Annotated in this window: 14 protein-coding genes; 11 read left to right on the top strand and 3 right to left on the bottom strand. The window is 59.6% G+C overall.

Annotation, left to right across the window (positions count from 1 at the left end):
- Positions 1 to 15: 15 nt before the first annotated feature.
- Positions 16 to 2,808: a DNA polymerase I gene (polA, locus tag D109_RS0117250; protein ID WP_017477979.1), complete on the top strand. Its 2,793-nt coding sequence runs from the start codon at positions 16 to 18 to the stop codon at positions 2,806 to 2,808.
- 266 nt (positions 2,809 to 3,074) lie between these two features.
- On the opposite strand, the gene yihA is transcribed toward polA, so the two are convergent.
- The gene (yihA, locus tag D109_RS0117255) at positions 3,075 to 3,716 is read right to left on the bottom strand and encodes a ribosome biogenesis GTP-binding protein YihA/YsxC (RefSeq protein ID WP_003214811.1); all 642 of its coding nucleotides are present in this window, start codon (positions 3,714 to 3,716) and stop codon (positions 3,075 to 3,077) included.
- 192 nt (positions 3,717 to 3,908) lie between these two features.
- On the opposite strand from yihA, the gene D109_RS0117260 reads away from it, so the two are divergent.
- The 6 genes from D109_RS0117260 (at position 3,909) to D109_RS0117285 (ending at position 9,533) form a co-directional block, all read left to right on the top strand.
- Positions 3,909 to 4,211, top strand: a complete 303-nt coding sequence (locus tag D109_RS0117260) for a cytochrome c5 family protein (RefSeq protein WP_026078037.1) — start codon at positions 3,909 to 3,911, stop codon at positions 4,209 to 4,211.
- 33 nt (positions 4,212 to 4,244) lie between these two features.
- Positions 4,245 to 4,850, top strand: a complete 606-nt coding sequence (locus D109_RS0117265; RefSeq protein WP_017477981.1) for a cytochrome c4 — start codon at positions 4,245 to 4,247, stop codon at positions 4,848 to 4,850.
- A 169-nt stretch (positions 4,851 to 5,019) separates the two neighbouring features.
- Positions 5,020 to 5,655, top strand: a complete 636-nt coding sequence (locus D109_RS0117270) for a thiol:disulfide interchange protein DsbA/DsbL (protein ID WP_017477982.1) — start codon at positions 5,020 to 5,022, stop codon at positions 5,653 to 5,655.
- A 10-nt stretch (positions 5,656 to 5,665) separates the two neighbouring features.
- Positions 5,666 to 6,544, top strand: a complete 879-nt coding sequence (locus D109_RS0117275; protein WP_003214803.1) for an endonuclease/exonuclease/phosphatase family protein — start codon at positions 5,666 to 5,668, stop codon at positions 6,542 to 6,544.
- A complete protein-coding gene (locus D109_RS0117280; RefSeq protein ID WP_017477983.1) occupies positions 6,541 to 8,658 on the top strand; it encodes a diguanylate cyclase in 2,118 nt (705 codons plus the stop codon). Before D109_RS0117275 ends, D109_RS0117280 begins: the two co-directional genes overlap by 4 nt.
- Before the next feature lie 98 nt (positions 8,659 to 8,756).
- Positions 8,757 to 9,533, top strand: coding sequence for an N-acetylmuramoyl-L-alanine amidase (locus D109_RS0117285; protein WP_017477984.1), 777 nt, complete (start codon positions 8,757 to 8,759; stop codon positions 9,531 to 9,533).
- Between the two features lie 16 nt (positions 9,534 to 9,549).
- Here D109_RS0117285 and D109_RS0117290 read toward each other — a convergent pair whose 3' ends face one another.
- Entirely contained in the window at positions 9,550 to 11,337 is a 1,788-nt protein-coding gene (locus D109_RS0117290; protein ID WP_026078038.1) for a KinB sensor domain-containing domain, read from the bottom strand.
- 10 nt (positions 11,338 to 11,347) lie between these two features.
- Positions 11,348 to 12,694 (bottom strand): sigma-54-dependent response regulator transcription factor AlgB, encoded by a 1,347-nt coding sequence (gene algB, locus D109_RS0117295; RefSeq protein WP_003214793.1) that lies wholly within the window; start codon positions 12,692 to 12,694, stop codon positions 11,348 to 11,350.
- A 393-nt stretch (positions 12,695 to 13,087) separates the two neighbouring features.
- Here algB and D109_RS0117300 point away from each other — a divergent pair, with 393 nt between their 5' ends.
- The 4 genes from D109_RS0117300 (at position 13,088) to gltP (ending at position 16,148) form a co-directional block, all read left to right on the top strand.
- Positions 13,088 to 13,375, top strand: coding sequence for a hypothetical protein (locus D109_RS0117300; protein WP_017477986.1), 288 nt, complete (start codon positions 13,088 to 13,090; stop codon positions 13,373 to 13,375).
- A 77-nt stretch (positions 13,376 to 13,452) separates the two neighbouring features.
- Positions 13,453 to 13,617: a DUF1328 domain-containing protein gene (locus D109_RS1000000132925; RefSeq protein WP_003170804.1), complete on the top strand. Its 165-nt coding sequence runs from the start codon at positions 13,453 to 13,455 to the stop codon at positions 13,615 to 13,617.
- 2 nt (positions 13,618 to 13,619) lie between these two features.
- Positions 13,620 to 14,087 carry an inhibitor of vertebrate lysozyme family protein gene (locus D109_RS0117310; RefSeq protein ID WP_017477987.1) on the top strand — a complete coding sequence of 156 codons (468 nt, stop codon included), beginning with the start codon at positions 13,620 to 13,622 and terminating at the stop codon, positions 14,085 to 14,087.
- A gap of 729 nt (positions 14,088 to 14,816) precedes the next feature.
- Positions 14,817 to 16,148, top strand: a complete 1,332-nt coding sequence (gene gltP / locus D109_RS0117315) for a glutamate/aspartate:proton symporter GltP (RefSeq protein ID WP_017477988.1) — start codon at positions 14,817 to 14,819, stop codon at positions 16,146 to 16,148.
- Positions 16,149 to 16,226: the final 78 nt, after the last annotated feature.

Consider the following 16,226-nt stretch of genomic DNA (forward strand, 5'->3'; position numbering starts at 1 on the left):
AGGTTGATCCTGCTCATGAGCCAAGCCCCCCTCGTCCTGGTGGACGGTTCTTCTTACCTGTACCGCGCCTTTCACGCGCTGCCGCCGCTCACCACTTCCAAAGGCCTGCCTACCGGCGCGGTCAAGGGCGTGCTGAACATGCTCAAAAGCCTGCGCAAACAGTACCCGAACAGTCCGTTCGCGGTGGTGTTCGACGCCAAGGGCGGGACATTTCGCGATGAGCTGTACGCCGAATACAAGGCCAACCGCGCGAGCATGCCCGATGACATGCGCGTGCAGATCGAGCCGCTGCACCAGAGCGTGATCGCCCTGGGCTTCCCGCTGCTGTGCGTCGAAGGCGTGGAAGCGGACGACGTGATCGGCACCCTGGCCCGCAGCAGCGCGGCCGCCGACCGGCCGGTGGTGATTTCCACCGGTGACAAGGACATGGCGCAGTTGGTGGACGGGCACATTACCTTGGTCAACACCATGACCGGTAGCGCCATGGACGTTGAGGGCGTGAAGGAGAAATTCGGTGTCGCTCCCGAGCAGATCATCGATTACCTGGCGTTGATGGGCGACTCGTCCGACAACATCCCGGGCGTTCCGGGCATTGGTCCGAAGACGGCTTCCGGCCTGTTGGTAGGCGTGAACGGCGGTTTGAAAGAGCTCTACGAGCAGCTCGATATCGTGCCGACCTTGCCGATTCGTGGTGCCAAGACCCTGGTCGCCAAGCTCGAAGAGCACAAGGAAAGCGCGTTCCTGTCCTACCAGTTGGCAACGATCAAGATCGACGTGCCGCTGGATGTGGGCCTGGACGATTTGCACCTGATCGAGCCGGATCGCGAGAAGCTGCTGGAGCTGTACACGCTGCTGGAGTTCAAGAGCTGGATTGACGAGATTCAGCGCGATGCCAAGCGGGTTGAATTGAGCGCAGCTCCGTCGGCCGCAGTCGCCGAGGAAGCGGTTGAGACAGTTGCGCCGGTTTCTGTAGAGCCGGTGTACGAAACCATCCTCACCCAGGCTCAGTTTGATGTGTGGCTGAAGAAGCTCAATGACGCCAAGCTGTTCGCCTTTGATACCGAAACTACCGGGATCGACGCTCAGAAAGCGCAACTCGTGGGTGTGTCGTTTGCCGTGCAGGCCCATGAAGCAGCCTACATTCCGCTGACCCACTCCTACATCGGCGCGCCGGAACAGCTGGATCGGGACACTGTGCTGCTGGCCCTGAAGCCGTTGCTCGAAGATCCGGAAAAACTCAAGGTCGGCCAGCACGCCAAGTTCGACATGAACATCCTGGCCAACTGCGCCATCGGTGGTGACCCGGCACACGGCATCACCGTGCGCGGCATTGCCTTCGACACCATGCTTGAATCCTACGTGCTGAACTCCGTGGCGACTCGCCACGACATGGACAGCCTGGCGAAGAAGTACCTGGACCACGACACCGTCAGCTTCCAGGACATCGCTGGCAAAGGCGCCAAGCAGCTGACCTTTGACCAGATTGCCCTGGAGCAAGCCGGCCCTTACGCGGCGGAAGACGCGGATGTGACCCTGCGTTTGCACCAGGAATTGCACAAGCAGCTTGCCGCTATTCCTACCCTGGCCAGCGTATTGTCCGACATCGAGATGCCGCTGGTGCCGGTGTTGGCGCGCATTGAGCGCCAGGGCGCCTTGGTGGATGCTGCTCTGCTGGGTATCCAGAGCATCGAGCTGGGCAACAAGATGGTGGACCTGGAACGCCAGGCGTATGAAATCGCCGGCGAGGAGTTCAACCTGGGCTCGCCCAAGCAGTTGGGCGCGATTCTCTACGAGAAGCTCGGGCTGCCGGTGTTGAAGAAGACCGGCAAGGGCCAGGCCTCGACGGCCGAGGAAGTCTTGGCCAAATTGGCTGAAGACGACTATCCGTTGCCAAAAGTGCTGATGCAGTACCGCAGCATGAGCAAGCTGAAAAGTACCTATACCGACCGTCTGCCCGAACAGATCAACCCGCGTACCGGGCGGGTTCACACGTCCTATCACCAGGCCGTCGCGGCGACCGGGCGTCTGTCCTCGAGCGATCCAAATCTGCAGAACATCCCGGTGCGTACCGCCGAAGGCCGGCGTATTCGCCAGGCGTTTGTCGCGCCCAAGGGCTACAAGCTGTTGGCGGCGGACTATTCGCAGATCGAGCTGCGCATCATGGCGCATTTGTCCAAGGACGCAGGGTTGCTGAATGCGTTCCGCGACGACCTGGACGTGCACACCGCCACAGCGGCCGAGGTGTTCAAGGTTGAGTTGGCTGAGGTCACGTCCAATCAGCGTCGCAGCGCCAAGGCGATCAACTTTGGCCTGATCTACGGCATGGGCGCCCAGAAGCTCGGCAAGGACATCGGCGTCGACACCAAGACCGCCAAGGCTTACATCGATGTGTACTTCGCCCGCTACCCGGGGGTTCGCGAGTACATGGAGCGCACCCGTGCCCAGGCGGCTGACCAGGGCTACGTGGAAACCTTGTTCGGGCGCCGCCTGTACCTGCCGGAGATCAACTCCAACAAGCCTCAGGAGCGTGCCGGCGCCGAGCGTACGGCGATCAACGCGCCGATGCAGGGTACCGCGGCCGATATCATCAAGAAGGCCATGGTCAAGGTCGACAACTGGCTGACGGCCTCGGGCCTGGACGCCAAGGTGATCCTTCAGGTGCACGATGAATTGGTGCTGGAGGTGCGTGAAGACCTGGTCGCTGAAGTCAGCGCGAAGATTCGTGAACACATGAGCGATGCGGCGAAGCTGGATGTGCCACTGGTGGTGGACGTCGGCGTGGGCGACAACTGGGACGAGGCGCACTAAGCCTGGGGCTTGGGCCGCGGCATCATGCCGCGGCAGCGCTTTAGATCGGAAAACGCGGCGAGTTATTTCCAATAGTTTTTTGAACGTGCCGGAACTTAACCCGTGAATTGCTACTCAGAGTTACTGAATGGGTGGTGAAGCCCTTCAATGCTCCTATGTTGTGTTAAGTGTTGGCAGATATCTGGACCCCGCCCTAGCGGTCCGGAACTTGGACCCCGAACTTCCCCTCCCCATACGAAGTCCGGGGTTTTTTTTGCCCCGAGTTTTTACTCGGCGGCTTCCGAACCTTTGTCAGCCAGTTCCATCCAGCCTGCCAGTACCGTATAGGCGTCTTCCAGGCCCATGCGTTTTGGCGCCGAGAACAGCTGGATAGTCACCGCGTCGCCCCAACCCTTACGGATTTCTGCCTGCACTTTGAGCAGGGTGTTCTTGGCTGCGCCGTAGGTCAGCTTGTCGGCCTTGGTCAGCAGGACGTGCATCGGCATGCCGCTGGCGACAGCCCAATCGAGCATCAACAGGTCGAAGTCGGTCATTGGATGACGGATGTCCATCATCAGAATCAAACCCTTCAAACTCTCCCGGCCACCCAGATAGGCTTCCAGGTGACGCTGCCAGTGCAGCTTCAGCGGGATAGGTACTTTTGCATAACCGTAGCCCGGAAGGTCGACCAGACGCCGATCATCGTCTAGCTTGAAGAAGTTGAGGAGCTGTGTGCGCCCCGGGGTTTTCGAGGTGCGGGCCAGGCTGGCGTGGGTCAGGGTGTTCAGCGCGCTGGATTTGCCGGCGTTGGAACGGCCGGCGAAGGCGACTTCGAAGCCTTCGTCATCGGGGCATTGGTCGACTTTGGCGGCGCTGAGCATGAAGGTGGACTGTTGGCACAGGCCGAGGATGGGATTCTTGAGTTGCATGAGTTTTCCGATGTGGGCGGTGCCGGGAATAGGTGCGGCAAGCGGTGTCGTTTCCGTTTCAGTAGCGCCAGTATATAATGCCGCAGATTTTGTGTGTGCTTTGTCCCAGCGAAGGATGAAGTTCACGGGAGCGATAGACCTTTATTGCGCATTAGAACGCAAAACGCTCTCAAACCCTGAAAAGGTCGATGTATGACCAAGTGGCTGCTAGCCGTCGGTGTCTTGATGCCACTTTACAGTGCTCAGGCTACACAGGAACCGGAGGCTGTGTACAACCGTGTTTGCGGGGCCTGCCATGCCCGACAGTTGCCCAACGCCCCGAAACGGGGTGACCAGGCAGCCTGGAAGCCAAGATTGGCTCAAGGTATGGACACGCTGGTGCAACACGTGACCCAGGGTTTCAAGGCGATGCCGCCGCGTGGTTTGTGCATGGACTGCAGTACCGAGGATTACCATGCCGTCATTCAGTTGATGGTGAGTAAACCCGGTCCATAACTCTTTAACCCTTAGCCGTAGTTGGATTAGCTGATGAACAAACTGATCGTGAGTCTGCTGTTGACCTTGGGCATCACCGGTGTTGCCCATGCCGCAGGCGACGCCACTGCCGGCCAGGCGAAAGCCGCCGTATGTGGTGCTTGCCATGGACCGGACGGTAATAGCCCGGCGCCAAACTTTCCAAAACTGGCCGGCCAGGGTGAGCGTTACCTGACCAAGCAGATGCACGACATCAAGGACGGCAAGCGTACGGTCCTGGAAATGACCGGCTTGTTGACCAACCTCAGCGATCAGGACCTGGCGGATATCGCGGCGTATTTTGCCAGCCAAAAGGGCAGCGTGGGGGCTGCTGATCCGAAATTGGTGGCCCGCGGTGAAGAACTGTTCCGTGGCGGCAACCTGGAAAAAGGCATGCCTTCCTGCATCGGTTGCCACTCGCCTAACGGCGCGGGCCTCGCTGCTGCTGGCTTCCCGCACTTGAGCGGCCAACATGCCCAGTACATCGGCAAACAGCTGACGGACTTCCGCGAAGGCAATCGTACCAACGACGGCGATACCAAAATCATGCAGAGCATCGCCGGGAAACTCAGCAACAAGGACATCGAAGCCGTGTCCCAATACATCCAGGGCCTGCACTAAGTGCCCCGGCTACGTTAACGCTCGATTAATCCGTCGATGCAAGCATAAAAAGGGTGGCTTAGGCCGCCCTTTTTTGTGGCCGGTGCCGTTACACTAACGAACTCATGCCCGCGTAGACCTGTCACAACAAAGGTCGCGTGAGGCGACTTTATTTGTCCAGGAGTAAAGCATGCGTAATCTGATCCTCAGCGCCGCTCTCGTCACTGCCAGCCTTTTCGGCATGACCGCACAAGCAGCCGACGTGCCGCTTGAAGCCGGTAAAACCTACGTTGAACTGGCCAATCCTGTGCCGGTTTCCGTGCCGGGCAAGATCGAAGTGGTGGAGCTGTTCTGGTATGGCTGCCCGCATTGCTACGCCTTTGAGCCAGTCATCAATCCGTGGGTCGATAAGCTGCCTCAGGGCGTGAACTTCAAACGTATTCCTGCCCTGTTCGGCGGCCCATGGGATGCCCACGGTCAGTTGTTCATTACCCTGGACACCATGGGTGTAGAACACAAGGTTCACGCGGCTGTGTTCAATGCCATCCAGAAAGAAGGCAAGCGCCTGGTGAAGCCTGAAGACATGGCCGATTTCGTCGCCACCCAAGGCGTCGACAAAACCAAGTTTCTGGAGACATTCAACTCGTTCGCTGTGAAGGGCAAGATGGCCCAATACAAGGAACTGGCCCAGAAATACGGCGTGCAAGGCGTACCGACCCTGATCGTCAACGGCAAATACCGCTTTGACATCGGCAGTGCCGGCGGCGAAGAGCAAGCGCTGAACGTGGCCGACCAGTTGATCGCCAAAGAGCGCGCAGCCAAGTAAGGGGCCCGTCATGCGTCGCTGGGGTACTGAACGTGTCGTTGGCTTGCATGACCCGAAGGTCAACGAGCACCACCTTGAATCCACGGGCCTGCCGGCAGACAGTCGGCTGCGCCTGCTCAGTTTCAATATCCAGGTGGGCATCAGTACCGAGAAATACCGGCATTACCTGACCCGTGGCTGGCAGCACCTGCTGCCCCACAACGGGCGTGCCGGTAATCTGCAAAAGATCGGCGACCTGCTGGGCGACTTCGATCTGGTAGCCCTGCAGGAGGCCGACGGTGGCAGCCTGCGTTCGGGCTACATCAACCAGGTCGAGCACCTTGCCCAGCTCGGTGCTTTTCCCTACTGGTATCAACAACTCAATCGCAACCTCGGCAAACTCGGCCAGCACAGCAATGGTGTGCTCAGCCGCCTGAAACCGTGGGCGATCGAGGATCACCCGTTACCCGGTCCAAAAGGCCGCGGGGCGATTCTCGTGCGGTTCGGCGAAGGGCCGGAAGCGTTGGTCGTGGTGATGATGCACCTCGCGTTGGGGGCACGAACCCGCACCCTGCAGTTGGCCTACATCCGCGAGTTGATTGGCAACTACAAACACCAGGTGCTGATGGGGGACATGAATACCCACGCCAGCGACCTGCTACAGAATTCCCCGTTGCGCGACCTTGGGTTGCTGGCGCCGCAAGTCGAAGCCACCTTTCCCAGCTGGCGACCGCAACGTTGTCTTGATCACATCCTGCTCAGCCCGACCCTGACACTCGAAAGCGTGCAGGTACTGGCGCAGCCCATCTCCGATCACCTGCCCGTCGCGGTAGAGATTCGTCTGCCGGGTTCGCTCACGGCTGATGCATTGCCCGCGTTGAGCCCCGGCCCTCGCGGACCTCTTGCATGAGCGACGACGCCCAGCGTTGGAAAGAAAAATACCTTAAAAGCGTCGAGCAACAAGAAAAGCTCGAACGTCGCTGGGCCGCCCGCCTCGACCTGCTGCGCCGGGGGCTGGTACGCAGCACCCTGGCGGCAGAAGGGACTGACCGTGCGGTTGACCAATGCATGAAGGAAATGCGCGATGTAGTGCGCACCGACGACATGGACGCTGCCCTCGCTGCATTGCTGCCGCGCCTGGAAAAGGCCGTGCTGGATTCGGAGCAGCGCCGCGAAACCCGGGTTGATCAGATCGGCAGCGCGTTGACGGCCCTGGTCACTCAGTTACAGAAACTGCCCTTGCCGCGGGAGGTGAGTCGCCCGCTGAAGGCCTTTGCCAAGCAGTTGGAGAGTCGGGTCGGCCAGGCGCGGGAGATCCCGCTGTTGCTGAGTGAGCTGAGCGGCCTTCAGGGGCAGGCGTTGAGTAACCTGGAGCCGGAGGGCGAAACCAGCCGTTCGAGCCCGGGGCTGTTGCAGCGTCTGTTTGGCGCCAAAGATGCAGCGACCGAAACCCCGGAGGTCGAGCTACCCACGGCATCCCGCCCAGCTGCTCCGGCGCCTGCTGCGCCTGCTGCGCCAAAGCCCAAGCCGGTGGATGAGCTTGAGGCGCCGACGCAATCGGCGGAGCTGGCCCAGGCGCTGCGGGCATTTGCACCGCAGCCGAAGGCCCCGGCCCCTGTCGAGTCGCCTCCTGAGCCCGTGCCGCAAGTAAAGGCTGCTGAGGCTGTCAGCGAAGCGGCGACCGTTGTCACCGCCGTCGTGGCTGCGGCGCCCGTCATCGAGGCGCCCGCTGCCATTATCAAGACGCCGGAGCCCGAACAACCGACCGAAACGGAGGTTGAGCTCGAGAGTGCCCTCGCCGCCATGGTCGAAGCGCCAGAGGTGCAGGTCCGTGAGCCTGAGCGGACAGAGATCGGCAGCCTCTCCCTGCCACCGATCCTGGCCGACGAGTCGCAAGAGTCGCCCGAGCTGGCAGAGTTGAACCCCGACGAGCTGCTAGCGGATCAGACCTACGCCCTGCCCGACACCCCCGAGCCATCTTACAGTTCGGTGGCCAAACATATCGAAGACACCCTGCTCGGCTTGCTGGAAGACCTGTCGCTGCCCGAGCGTTATCGGCCCCAAGCCGAAGCCATGCGCGAGCGCCTGACCCACGGATTGAACTGGTACGAACTGCTGCCGATTCTCGATGACCTGGCGGTGTTGATGCTGGCGATCACCGACAGCGGCCAGCACGAGTTTGAAGCCTACCTCAAGCAACTCAACGAGCGTCTCGAGGCATTCCAGGGGCATCTGCAGGTCGCCACCGACGGTCACGCCGACAGTCGTTCGGCCGCCAGAGAACTGGATACGCAGATCCGCGAACAGGTGGATGGTTTGCAAACCAGCGTCCAGGATGCCGCGGATCTGGACAGCCTCAAGCACGTGTTGGAGAGCCATCTCGAAGGGCTGCTGGGCACCATGGACCAACAACAGCACCAGCGTGACCAGCGCGAGGAGGAAGTGGCTGCACGCCTCAAAAGCCTCGCCGAACGAGTCGCCAATATGGAGCAGGAGGCCCAGGGCTATCGCGAGCACCTTGAGGTCCAGCGCCAGAAAGCCCTGATCGACCCGCTCACCGGATTACCCAATCGCGCGGCCTGGACCGAGCGCCTGGAGCAAGAGGTCAACGCCTGGCATCAGCGTGGTAATAACCTGTCACTGGCGATGCTGGACCTGGATCACTTCAAGCGTATCAACGACGGCTATGGTCATCTGGCCGGCGACAAGGTGCTGAAGATTATCGCCACGGTGCTGCGAAAACACCTGCGGCCCAACGACTTCATCGCACGCTTTGGCGGTGAAGAGTTTGTGTTGCTGGTGCCCAACTCATCACTGTCCGATGCGTTGGCCGTGGGCGAGACCCTGCGCGCGGCCATCGAAGCGTGCCCGTTTCACTTCAAGGGCGAGCCGGTGACCATCACGGTATCCATGGGCATGGCGCAATTTCAGCCGGGAGAACGCAGTGACCTGGCGCTCAAACGCGCTGACGAGGCGCTTTACCGTGCCAAGGCGGCGGGACGCAATCAGGTGCAGGCGGCCTGAAAATGTTCCATTTTGTTTAAAACTCCGCATTTGGCCGCCTGGCAGCAAACGGTACGTTACACTGTTGCATTATTGTCTTAAGCGTATTGTCTGCTGCCATGAAACTTCTGTGTTCTGCCTTTCTGCTTCTCCTGCTCGCCGGTTGCGCGAGTGGTCCTCGCCTGGACACCAGCCATCCGTCGGTGAACCACGACAATCGTGTGCAGTTCGTCATCGTGCACTACACCTCGGCGTCCCTTGAGCGTTCCCTGGCGCTATTGACCCATGGCCAGGTCAGCAGCCATTACCTGATCGGTGATGATGCCTCGGCCACCATCTATAAGCTCGTGGATGAGAGCCAGCGCGCCTGGCATGCCGGAGAGAGTGAGTGGATGGGCCGCACCTGGCTCAACTCCAGTTCCATCGGGATCGAGATTGTGAACCCGGGTTATCGCGACTTGCCGACGGGCCGCGTCTGGTACCCGTACTCCGAAGCGCAGGTGCAGTCGCTGGTGGTGCTGCTCAAGGACATCAGCAAGCGTAACGGTATCGACCCGCGAAATATCATTGGTCATAGCGACATTGCCCCGCTGCGCAAGCTGGACCCGGGGCCGTTGTTCCCGTGGAAGCGCCTGGCGGATGAGGGGCTGGGCATGTGGCCGGACGCCAAGGCGGTTGCCCGTTACCAGGTGCAGTACGCCGCCGATCTGCCGAGCATTACCTGGTTCCAGGAAGAGTTGGCGAAGCTGGGTTATCCGACGCCGCAGACGGGCGAGTTGGATGTGGCGACACGGCATGTGTTGGCCGCATTCCAGATGCATTTCCGGGCGTCGCTGTTTGATGGGACGCCGGATGCCGAAAGTGCCGCGATCTTGCGGGCGTTGAATCACCAATAACGGTTGGCGCGTGATCCTACAGGGGCAGCGCCATATAGAACTGCGTCCCCTGCCCCGGCCGTGAATAGACCCCCATGCGGCCACCGTGCAATTGCACGATCTCCTTGCACAGCGCCAGGCCCAGCCCGGCGCCGCCTTTCTTGCGGCCTACCTGCACAAACGGTTCGAAGATCCGTCCTTGCTGGCCGTAGGCAATGCCTTCACCGTTGTCCTCGACGCTGACAATCACCCGTTCGCCATGGCGGCGCGCCTGCAAGCGGATCTGCCCACCGTCGGCAGTGTGCCGAAGGGCATTGCCCAACAAATTGTCGAGTACCCTTTCCAACTGCGCCCGATCGGCATGCAACCTCGGTAGCGGGGATTGCTCCTCAACCAGCAGTTCGATGTTCTGCGCATTCGCCTGCTCCGCGAAGCGGGCGCGGGCATGTTCGAGCAGGTCGCTGATATCACACGGGCCCAGGGTGAGTTTCTGCAAGCCATTCTGGTAGCGCGAAAAGTTGAGCAAGTCGTTGATCAACTGCATCAGGCGCTGCATTTCCTCGTTGACCGTATCCAGCAGGTCCGCTTCGCGCGATTCCGCAGGAAACTTCGCCCGTTCCCGGAACAAGCCGAATGCCATGTGCATACCCGTGACCGGCGTACGTAACTCATGGGACGCGCGCAACACGAACTCACTGCGCACCCGTTCAAAGGCGCGCTGTTCGGTGACGTCATGCAGCACCATTACCGCGCCCAGAATGTGCCCCTGGGTATGGCTGACCGGTGTCAGGCTGTACGTCAGCAGGCGCAGTTCACCCTCAACCTCCACTTCCAGGTCTTCAGGTGCACGCTCCAGATTTCCGCCGCGCAGTACCAGGTGCAGCTGTTCATCCAGTTCCGGGCGGCCCAGGGCGTCGCCAAGGCCTTGGCCCAGGCGATTCTCGTCCCAGCCCAGTTGGCGCTGTGCCACCGGGTTAAGGTGTTCCAGGCGACCCTGGCGGTCAATCATCAGCAGGCCGTCGTCGATGCTGTCGAGCACCGCCTGCAGGCGTTGCTGCCCGGCAAGCAGCTCATCGACATTGGTTGCCTGATGCTGGCGCAACGCCTCGGCCATGATGCCGAAGCGTCGGGTCAGCAGGTTCATCTCCGCCGCCGACGAAATGGGCAGCGTGACTTCGAAGTTGCCCTGGCCGATCTTGTCGGCGGCCTTGGCCAGCGCTTCGATCGGCGCGCCAAAGCGTCGGGCAATGCCATGGGCGGTGATGAAGCCAATGATTAGCACCGCCAGGCCCACTAGGCCCAGCAAGCCGGCAATCAGCAGTGCGCGTTCACGAGATTTGTGTTCGGTATCGTTGATGTTATCCAGGGCCTTCTTGTGCTCGGCAATCAAGCCGTTGCGCAAGGTGTTGAAGCGTTCGGTGAGCTCATTGTTGTTGCGCTGTTGCGGCGGGGCATTTTCATTCTTGGCGAACGCCTCGAGAAAACTCAGGTAGTCGCTTTTGGCCTGGGTAAAACCGCTGGTTGCCGCGTCCTTTTGTTCGTGTTCGATGCCTTGCTGCAGGAGCTCGAAATAGCGTTGCTTGGAGTCTTCCAGCGCGGCGGTGTTCGGCTGTTCGTTGAGCATGATCATCAACTGGTCGCCGAGGGTCTGCCGAAGCTTGAGGCCCAGGTCCAGGGTGATGAAGTTGCTGCGAATCAGCGATTCCTGGGTCTTGGCCATTTGCATGACACTCACCAGGCCCAACAGCAACCCCAGCAAGGCAACGGTGATCAGCGCGGAGATGCTCAGGAACAACCGAGTGCGCAGCTTCATCGCAAGCTTCATAGGCTACAGCTCACAGGTTGTATTGTTTGCGTTTGCGGTACAGCGTTGACGCATCAATGCCGAGGGTTCGTGCCGCCTGGTCCAGGGTGTCACTGGTGGCCAGCACGGCGCCGATATGTGCCTTTTCCAGTTCATCCAGGCTCAACGCCGCACCAATACGCGGGGCGTTGTTGGTCGGCTGCTCGGCCATGCCGAGGTGACTGATCTCAACTTTTTCCTGTGGGCAGATGATGCTGGCCCGCTCCACCACGTTGCGCAGCTCGCGGATGTTTCCCGGCCAGCGGTAGTTGAGCAGCGCCTCACGGGCTTCATCGCTGAAGCCGCGAGCCGGCCGCGCATATTCCTTCACGAAGCGCGCTAGGAAGCGGTCGGCCAGGGTCAGGATGTCTTCGCTGCGCTCGCGCAGAGGTGGCAGGTGCAAGGTGATGACATTCAGGCGGTACAGCAGGTCTTCGCGGAAACGACCGTCACGAACCATGTCTTCCAGGTTCAGGTTGGTGGCGGCAAGAATTCGCACGTCAGCACGGCGAGTGACTGGGTCACCGACGCGCTCGTATTCCTTGTCCTGGATAAAACGCAGCAACTTGGGTTGCAAGGTAAGTGGAAAGTCGCCGATCTCGTCGAGAAACAGCGTGCCGCCATCTGCCTGGTTGACCCGGCCCAGGGTACTTTCACTGGCGCCCGTAAACGCACCACGGCTATGACCGAACAGCTCGCTTTCCATCAGCTCCGCCGTCAGCGAAGGGCAGTTGATGGTGACGCAGGATTTTTTCGCGCGCTTACTCCAGCCGTGGATCGCTCGGGCCAGCTCACCTTTACCGGTGCCGGACTCGCCGAGAATCAGGATGTTGGCATCAGTGCCCGCCACCTGGCGTGCGGTTTCCAACACCACCATCATTGCCGGGCTGTGGGAGTCCAGACCGTCCTTGGGCTGGCGCACTGCGCCTTCCAGGGCTTCCAGGCGCGCCGAGAGCTGGCGTACTTCCAACTGTTTGGCCGTGGCCAGGCGCAATTGGTCGGGGCTGCAAGGTTTGACCAAGTAGTCGGCCGCGCCGGCCTGGATCGCATCCACGGCGGTGTCGACGGCCGAATGGGCAGTGACGATCACCACGCGCATCCACGGTGCCTGGATACGCATTTGCGCCAATACATCGAGACCGTTGTCTTCGCCCAGGCGCAGGTCGAGGAAGCACAGGTCAAACACCTGGCGTTGCAACAGGGCATCGGCCTGGGCGGCGCTGTTGGCGGTGGCTACGGTGTAGCCTTCATCTTCCAGGCAGTAACGGAAGGTGCGAAGGATCGCGGATTCGTCATCCACTAAAAGAATGCGGCCTTGAAGTTCCTTGGCTGATTCCATCTGTCCCGCGCTCCCACTAAGAATGAATGATGTTGTTTAGTCCCGGAATAATCGGGCAAGTTGCATGGTTTATTCTGATTGATTAAAGCCGTCACCGCGCAGCTATCTGCGCTTCTTCTAAAAGAGACGCCGTTTTGAGGCGTTTTTATCGCCTTCTTGCCCATTCGGCAGTCGACCGCTGCCTTCCTATCCCTTGATCCGACCAGTGACCATCGTGCATTTCGCACGGTAAGGATAGGGGCATCGTGCAGGATGCTCGTGGTGTCAAAGCGCTTTTGTTTTCAAACTATTGATTTTATTGGGTTTTATTTTGTTAAAAAACTGGCACGCAGGGTGCAATACACCTCATACGAGTTTCATAAACGAATAATCAGAATGCGGGAGAGATACAGCATGACTCGCCAAAGCCTGACCCAACTGCGTGTATCGCCACTGCGTCTGCAACAGGGGCTGTTTGCCAGCCTGGCCCTGATGGTGACCCTGATTGGCGGTCAGCAATTGGCGCATTGGCAGCAGAGTCAGCAGCAAGTAGCCGCGCATTTTGAACGCCCGATGATGACCCAGACCCATTTCCGCTCCGTCGGCAGCACCAGCGCCGACGTGACAACACCGCAACTGACGGCGGTTGAACAAGACTCCACCCTCGGCGACCTGCCTTATCAGGAACGCTGGGTGTTCTAAGCAAGACACGGTCCTTTAATCGAGCGACCGCAGGCACCACCGCTGTTACCCCTAAAAGAAGCGTAAGGAGAATCACCATGTTGAGTTGGGCAATCACATTTCTGATCATCGCCATTGTGGCTGCAGTCCTGGGCTTCGGTGGTATCGCGGGCACCGCCACGGGTATCGCCAAGATTCTGTTTGTGGTCTTCCTGGTGATGTTTATCGCTTCCTTCTTCTTTGGCCGTCGTGGCCGAGGCTGAACATGTTCAATTCGTCTCTTAAAGTCTTGGCTGCCGCCCTGTTGTTGGGCGGCAGCGGCTTGGCGCTGGCTGCCAATGACGGCCAGACCCGGGTCAACGAACTGCTGAGTGCGAACCCGCAGTACCGCGAAACCTGGCAGAGCGTGGTGAAGAAGGAAGAGCGTTTGCCGGAATGGGTGTTGAACCTGTCGGGCAGCGCTGAACAGATGAATGCCGTTGAAGAGGATGGCGACAAGTACTTGGTAGGGCCGCTCTGCGAGACCGCAGACACGTGCCTGAACAAGCGCCTGATCGTCGCTTTCAGCTTCGATAAGGAAGATGCCTACGCCATGTTGGTGGAAGTTCCTGCGGGCCTGCCTGCGGACAAATCGCCAACACGGCACGCCGACTACCGTTTTCTTGGCAAGCCGAACGAAGGCATGCAGAAGCTGCTGATGGAACAGCTCAAGAAAGATCCGAATTGGTACTAGGTTCGGTCTGACGACGCTGTCGTCTACCGGCTTATCGTCCATAGAAAGAAGCGCCATGCTTCTTTCTGTTTGCATCGCCCGACAAGGGCGGTGCATGACCAAGGGGCCGGGTTGCTCTGATCGATCGGATCGGCGTGACCTACGGGGACAGGGAGTGCCTGCGCAAGGGCCGGGTCAGGTGAAAAGCTGCGACGCAAGTTCCCAAGCCGACGGTTTGTGGAACTTGCAACGGGCTTGCGGCTCTTATGCCCGCTTCAGTCATGCCGCCCATAGCGGCCATTTTTCTTTTTGCGTCGCCCCAACCATTTCTTAGTGTTTCCGCGTGACCATCTATCGAGAAAGTTTGTCTCCTGCCAGACGAGTTTTTCGATGGTATGCGTAGGAAATTTCAGGGGTTTTCAACCGCGACCGTAGAATTTCAAAAAACCCTGCGCAAGCCTGAAATGGCAGGTTCGCGGCATTTATGCCTGCCGAAATGTCGTATTCGAACTGACCGTTCAGACAGAAAAACTCAAAAAAACTCATGCCGATTCGGCATAGGGTAGGCGTTTACGGCATTAGACGTCGCCTGCTTGCATCGGAATAGTTGCGCCTTTTTTCGCCTGCCAGTGAGCCATATCGGCCAACTGCGGTGACCTTCTACGGGGGCAGATGCACACACTTTTTCGCTCTCGAGCGTTCCAGCTGCTGGCGCATCTGCCTGAGTCCACTTGAAGTAAGGGTAATGACATGAAGAAGGCAAAGCTAAGCCTCGCCTGGCAGATCCTCATCGGTCTGGTGCTGGGGATTGCAATCGGTGCGGTGCTTAACCATTTCAGTGCTGAAAAGGCCTGGTGGATCAGCAACGTATTGCAGCCCGCTGGCGATATCTTTATCCGCCTGATCAAGATGATCGTTATCCCGATCGTGATTTCGTCGCTGATTGTCGGGATCGCCGGTGTTGGGGATGCGAAAAAGCTCGGTCGGATCGGCGTGAAAACCATCCTTTACTTCGAAGTGGTCACCACCATCGCCATTGTGGTCGGCCTGCTGTTGGCCAACCTGTTCCATCCGGGTACGGGCATCGACATGAGTACTCTTGGTACCGTCGACATTTCCAAATACACGGCCACCGCCGCCGAGGTTCAGCATGAGCATGCGTTCATCGAGACGATCCTCAACCTGATCCCGTCGAACATCTTCGCCGCCGTCGCCCGTGGCGACATGCTGCCGATCATCTTCTTCTCGGTATTGTTCGGCCTGGGCTTGTCGAGCCTCAAGCCTGAACTGCGCGAGCCCCTGGTGACCATGTTCCAGGGCGTGTCCGAGAGCATGTTCAAAGTCACCCACATGATCATGAAATACGCCCCGATCGGTGTATTTGCCCTGATCGCAGTGACCGTCGCCAACTTCGGGTTCGCTTCGCTGCTGCCGCTGGCGAAGCTGGTGATCCTGGTTTACGTCGCCATCCTGTTCTTCGCCTTTGTGGTGCTCGGCCTGATCGCCCGCCTGTTCGGCTTCTCGGTGATCAAGCTGATGCGCATCTTCAAGGATGAGCTGGTGCTGGCCTACTCCACCGCCAGTTCCGAAACCGTACTGCCGCGTGTGATCGAGAAGATGGAAGCCTACGGCGCGCCGAAGGCGATCTGCAGCTTTGTGGTGCCGACCGGTTACTCGTTCAACCTCGACGGTTCGACCCTGTACCAGAGCATCGCGGCGATCTTTATCGCCCAGCTGTATGGCATCGACCTGTCGATTGGCCAGCAACTGATGCTGGTGCTGACCTTGATGGTCACCTCCAAAGGCATCGCCGGCGTACCGGGTGTGTCGTTCGTGGTACTGCTGGCGACCCTGGGCAGCGTGGGTATTCCGCTGGAAGGCCTGGCGTTCATCGCCGGTGTCGACCGCATCATGGACATGGCGCGTACTGCACTGAACGTGATCGGTAACGCCTTGGCCGTACTGGTCATCTCCCGCTGGGAAGGCATGTACGACGACGCCAAGGGCGAGCGTTACTGGAACTCCCTGCCGCACTGGCGCACCAAGCAAGTACTACCGGCCGGCGAGACTACTCGCGGCTGATCGCCAGAGTTGGCTCCTACGCAAACCCCGGAAAATTCCGGGGTTTGTCGTTTCTGCCAGCCCCGCTATCATTCGCCC

The sequence above is a fragment of the Pseudomonas sp. PAMC 26793 genome (assembly GCF_000313235.1).
In the GTDB taxonomy this organism is placed as follows: domain Bacteria; phylum Pseudomonadota; class Gammaproteobacteria; order Pseudomonadales; family Pseudomonadaceae; genus Aquipseudomonas; species Aquipseudomonas yamanorum.

What these genes read in the sequence shown, in the direction of transcription:
- polA (WP_017477979.1), top strand. Translation starts at nt 16, where the DNA reads ATGAGCCAAGCCCCCCTCGTCCTGGTGGACGGTTCTTCTTACCTGTAC.
- yihA (WP_003214811.1), bottom strand. Translation starts at nt 3,716, where the DNA reads ATGCAACTCAAGAATCCCATCCTCGGCCTGTGCCAACAGTCCACCTTC.
- D109_RS0117260 (WP_026078037.1), top strand. Translation starts at nt 3,909, where the DNA reads ATGACCAAGTGGCTGCTAGCCGTCGGTGTCTTGATGCCACTTTACAGT.
- D109_RS0117265 (WP_017477981.1), top strand. Translation starts at nt 4,245, where the DNA reads ATGAACAAACTGATCGTGAGTCTGCTGTTGACCTTGGGCATCACCGGT.
- D109_RS0117270 (WP_017477982.1), top strand. Translation starts at nt 5,020, where the DNA reads ATGCGTAATCTGATCCTCAGCGCCGCTCTCGTCACTGCCAGCCTTTTC.
- D109_RS0117275 (WP_003214803.1), top strand. Translation starts at nt 5,666, where the DNA reads ATGCGTCGCTGGGGTACTGAACGTGTCGTTGGCTTGCATGACCCGAAG.
- D109_RS0117280 (WP_017477983.1), top strand. Translation starts at nt 6,541, where the DNA reads ATGAGCGACGACGCCCAGCGTTGGAAAGAAAAATACCTTAAAAGCGTC.
- D109_RS0117285 (WP_017477984.1), top strand. Translation starts at nt 8,757, where the DNA reads ATGAAACTTCTGTGTTCTGCCTTTCTGCTTCTCCTGCTCGCCGGTTGC.
- D109_RS0117290 (WP_026078038.1), bottom strand. Translation starts at nt 11,337, where the DNA reads ATGAAGCTTGCGATGAAGCTGCGCACTCGGTTGTTCCTGAGCATCTCC.
- algB (WP_003214793.1), bottom strand. Translation starts at nt 12,694, where the DNA reads ATGGAATCAGCCAAGGAACTTCAAGGCCGCATTCTTTTAGTGGATGAC.
- D109_RS0117300 (WP_017477986.1), top strand. Translation starts at nt 13,088, where the DNA reads ATGACTCGCCAAAGCCTGACCCAACTGCGTGTATCGCCACTGCGTCTG.
- D109_RS1000000132925 (WP_003170804.1), top strand. Translation starts at nt 13,453, where the DNA reads ATGTTGAGTTGGGCAATCACATTTCTGATCATCGCCATTGTGGCTGCA.
- D109_RS0117310 (WP_017477987.1), top strand. Translation starts at nt 13,620, where the DNA reads ATGTTCAATTCGTCTCTTAAAGTCTTGGCTGCCGCCCTGTTGTTGGGC.
- gltP (WP_017477988.1), top strand. Translation starts at nt 14,817, where the DNA reads ATGAAGAAGGCAAAGCTAAGCCTCGCCTGGCAGATCCTCATCGGTCTG.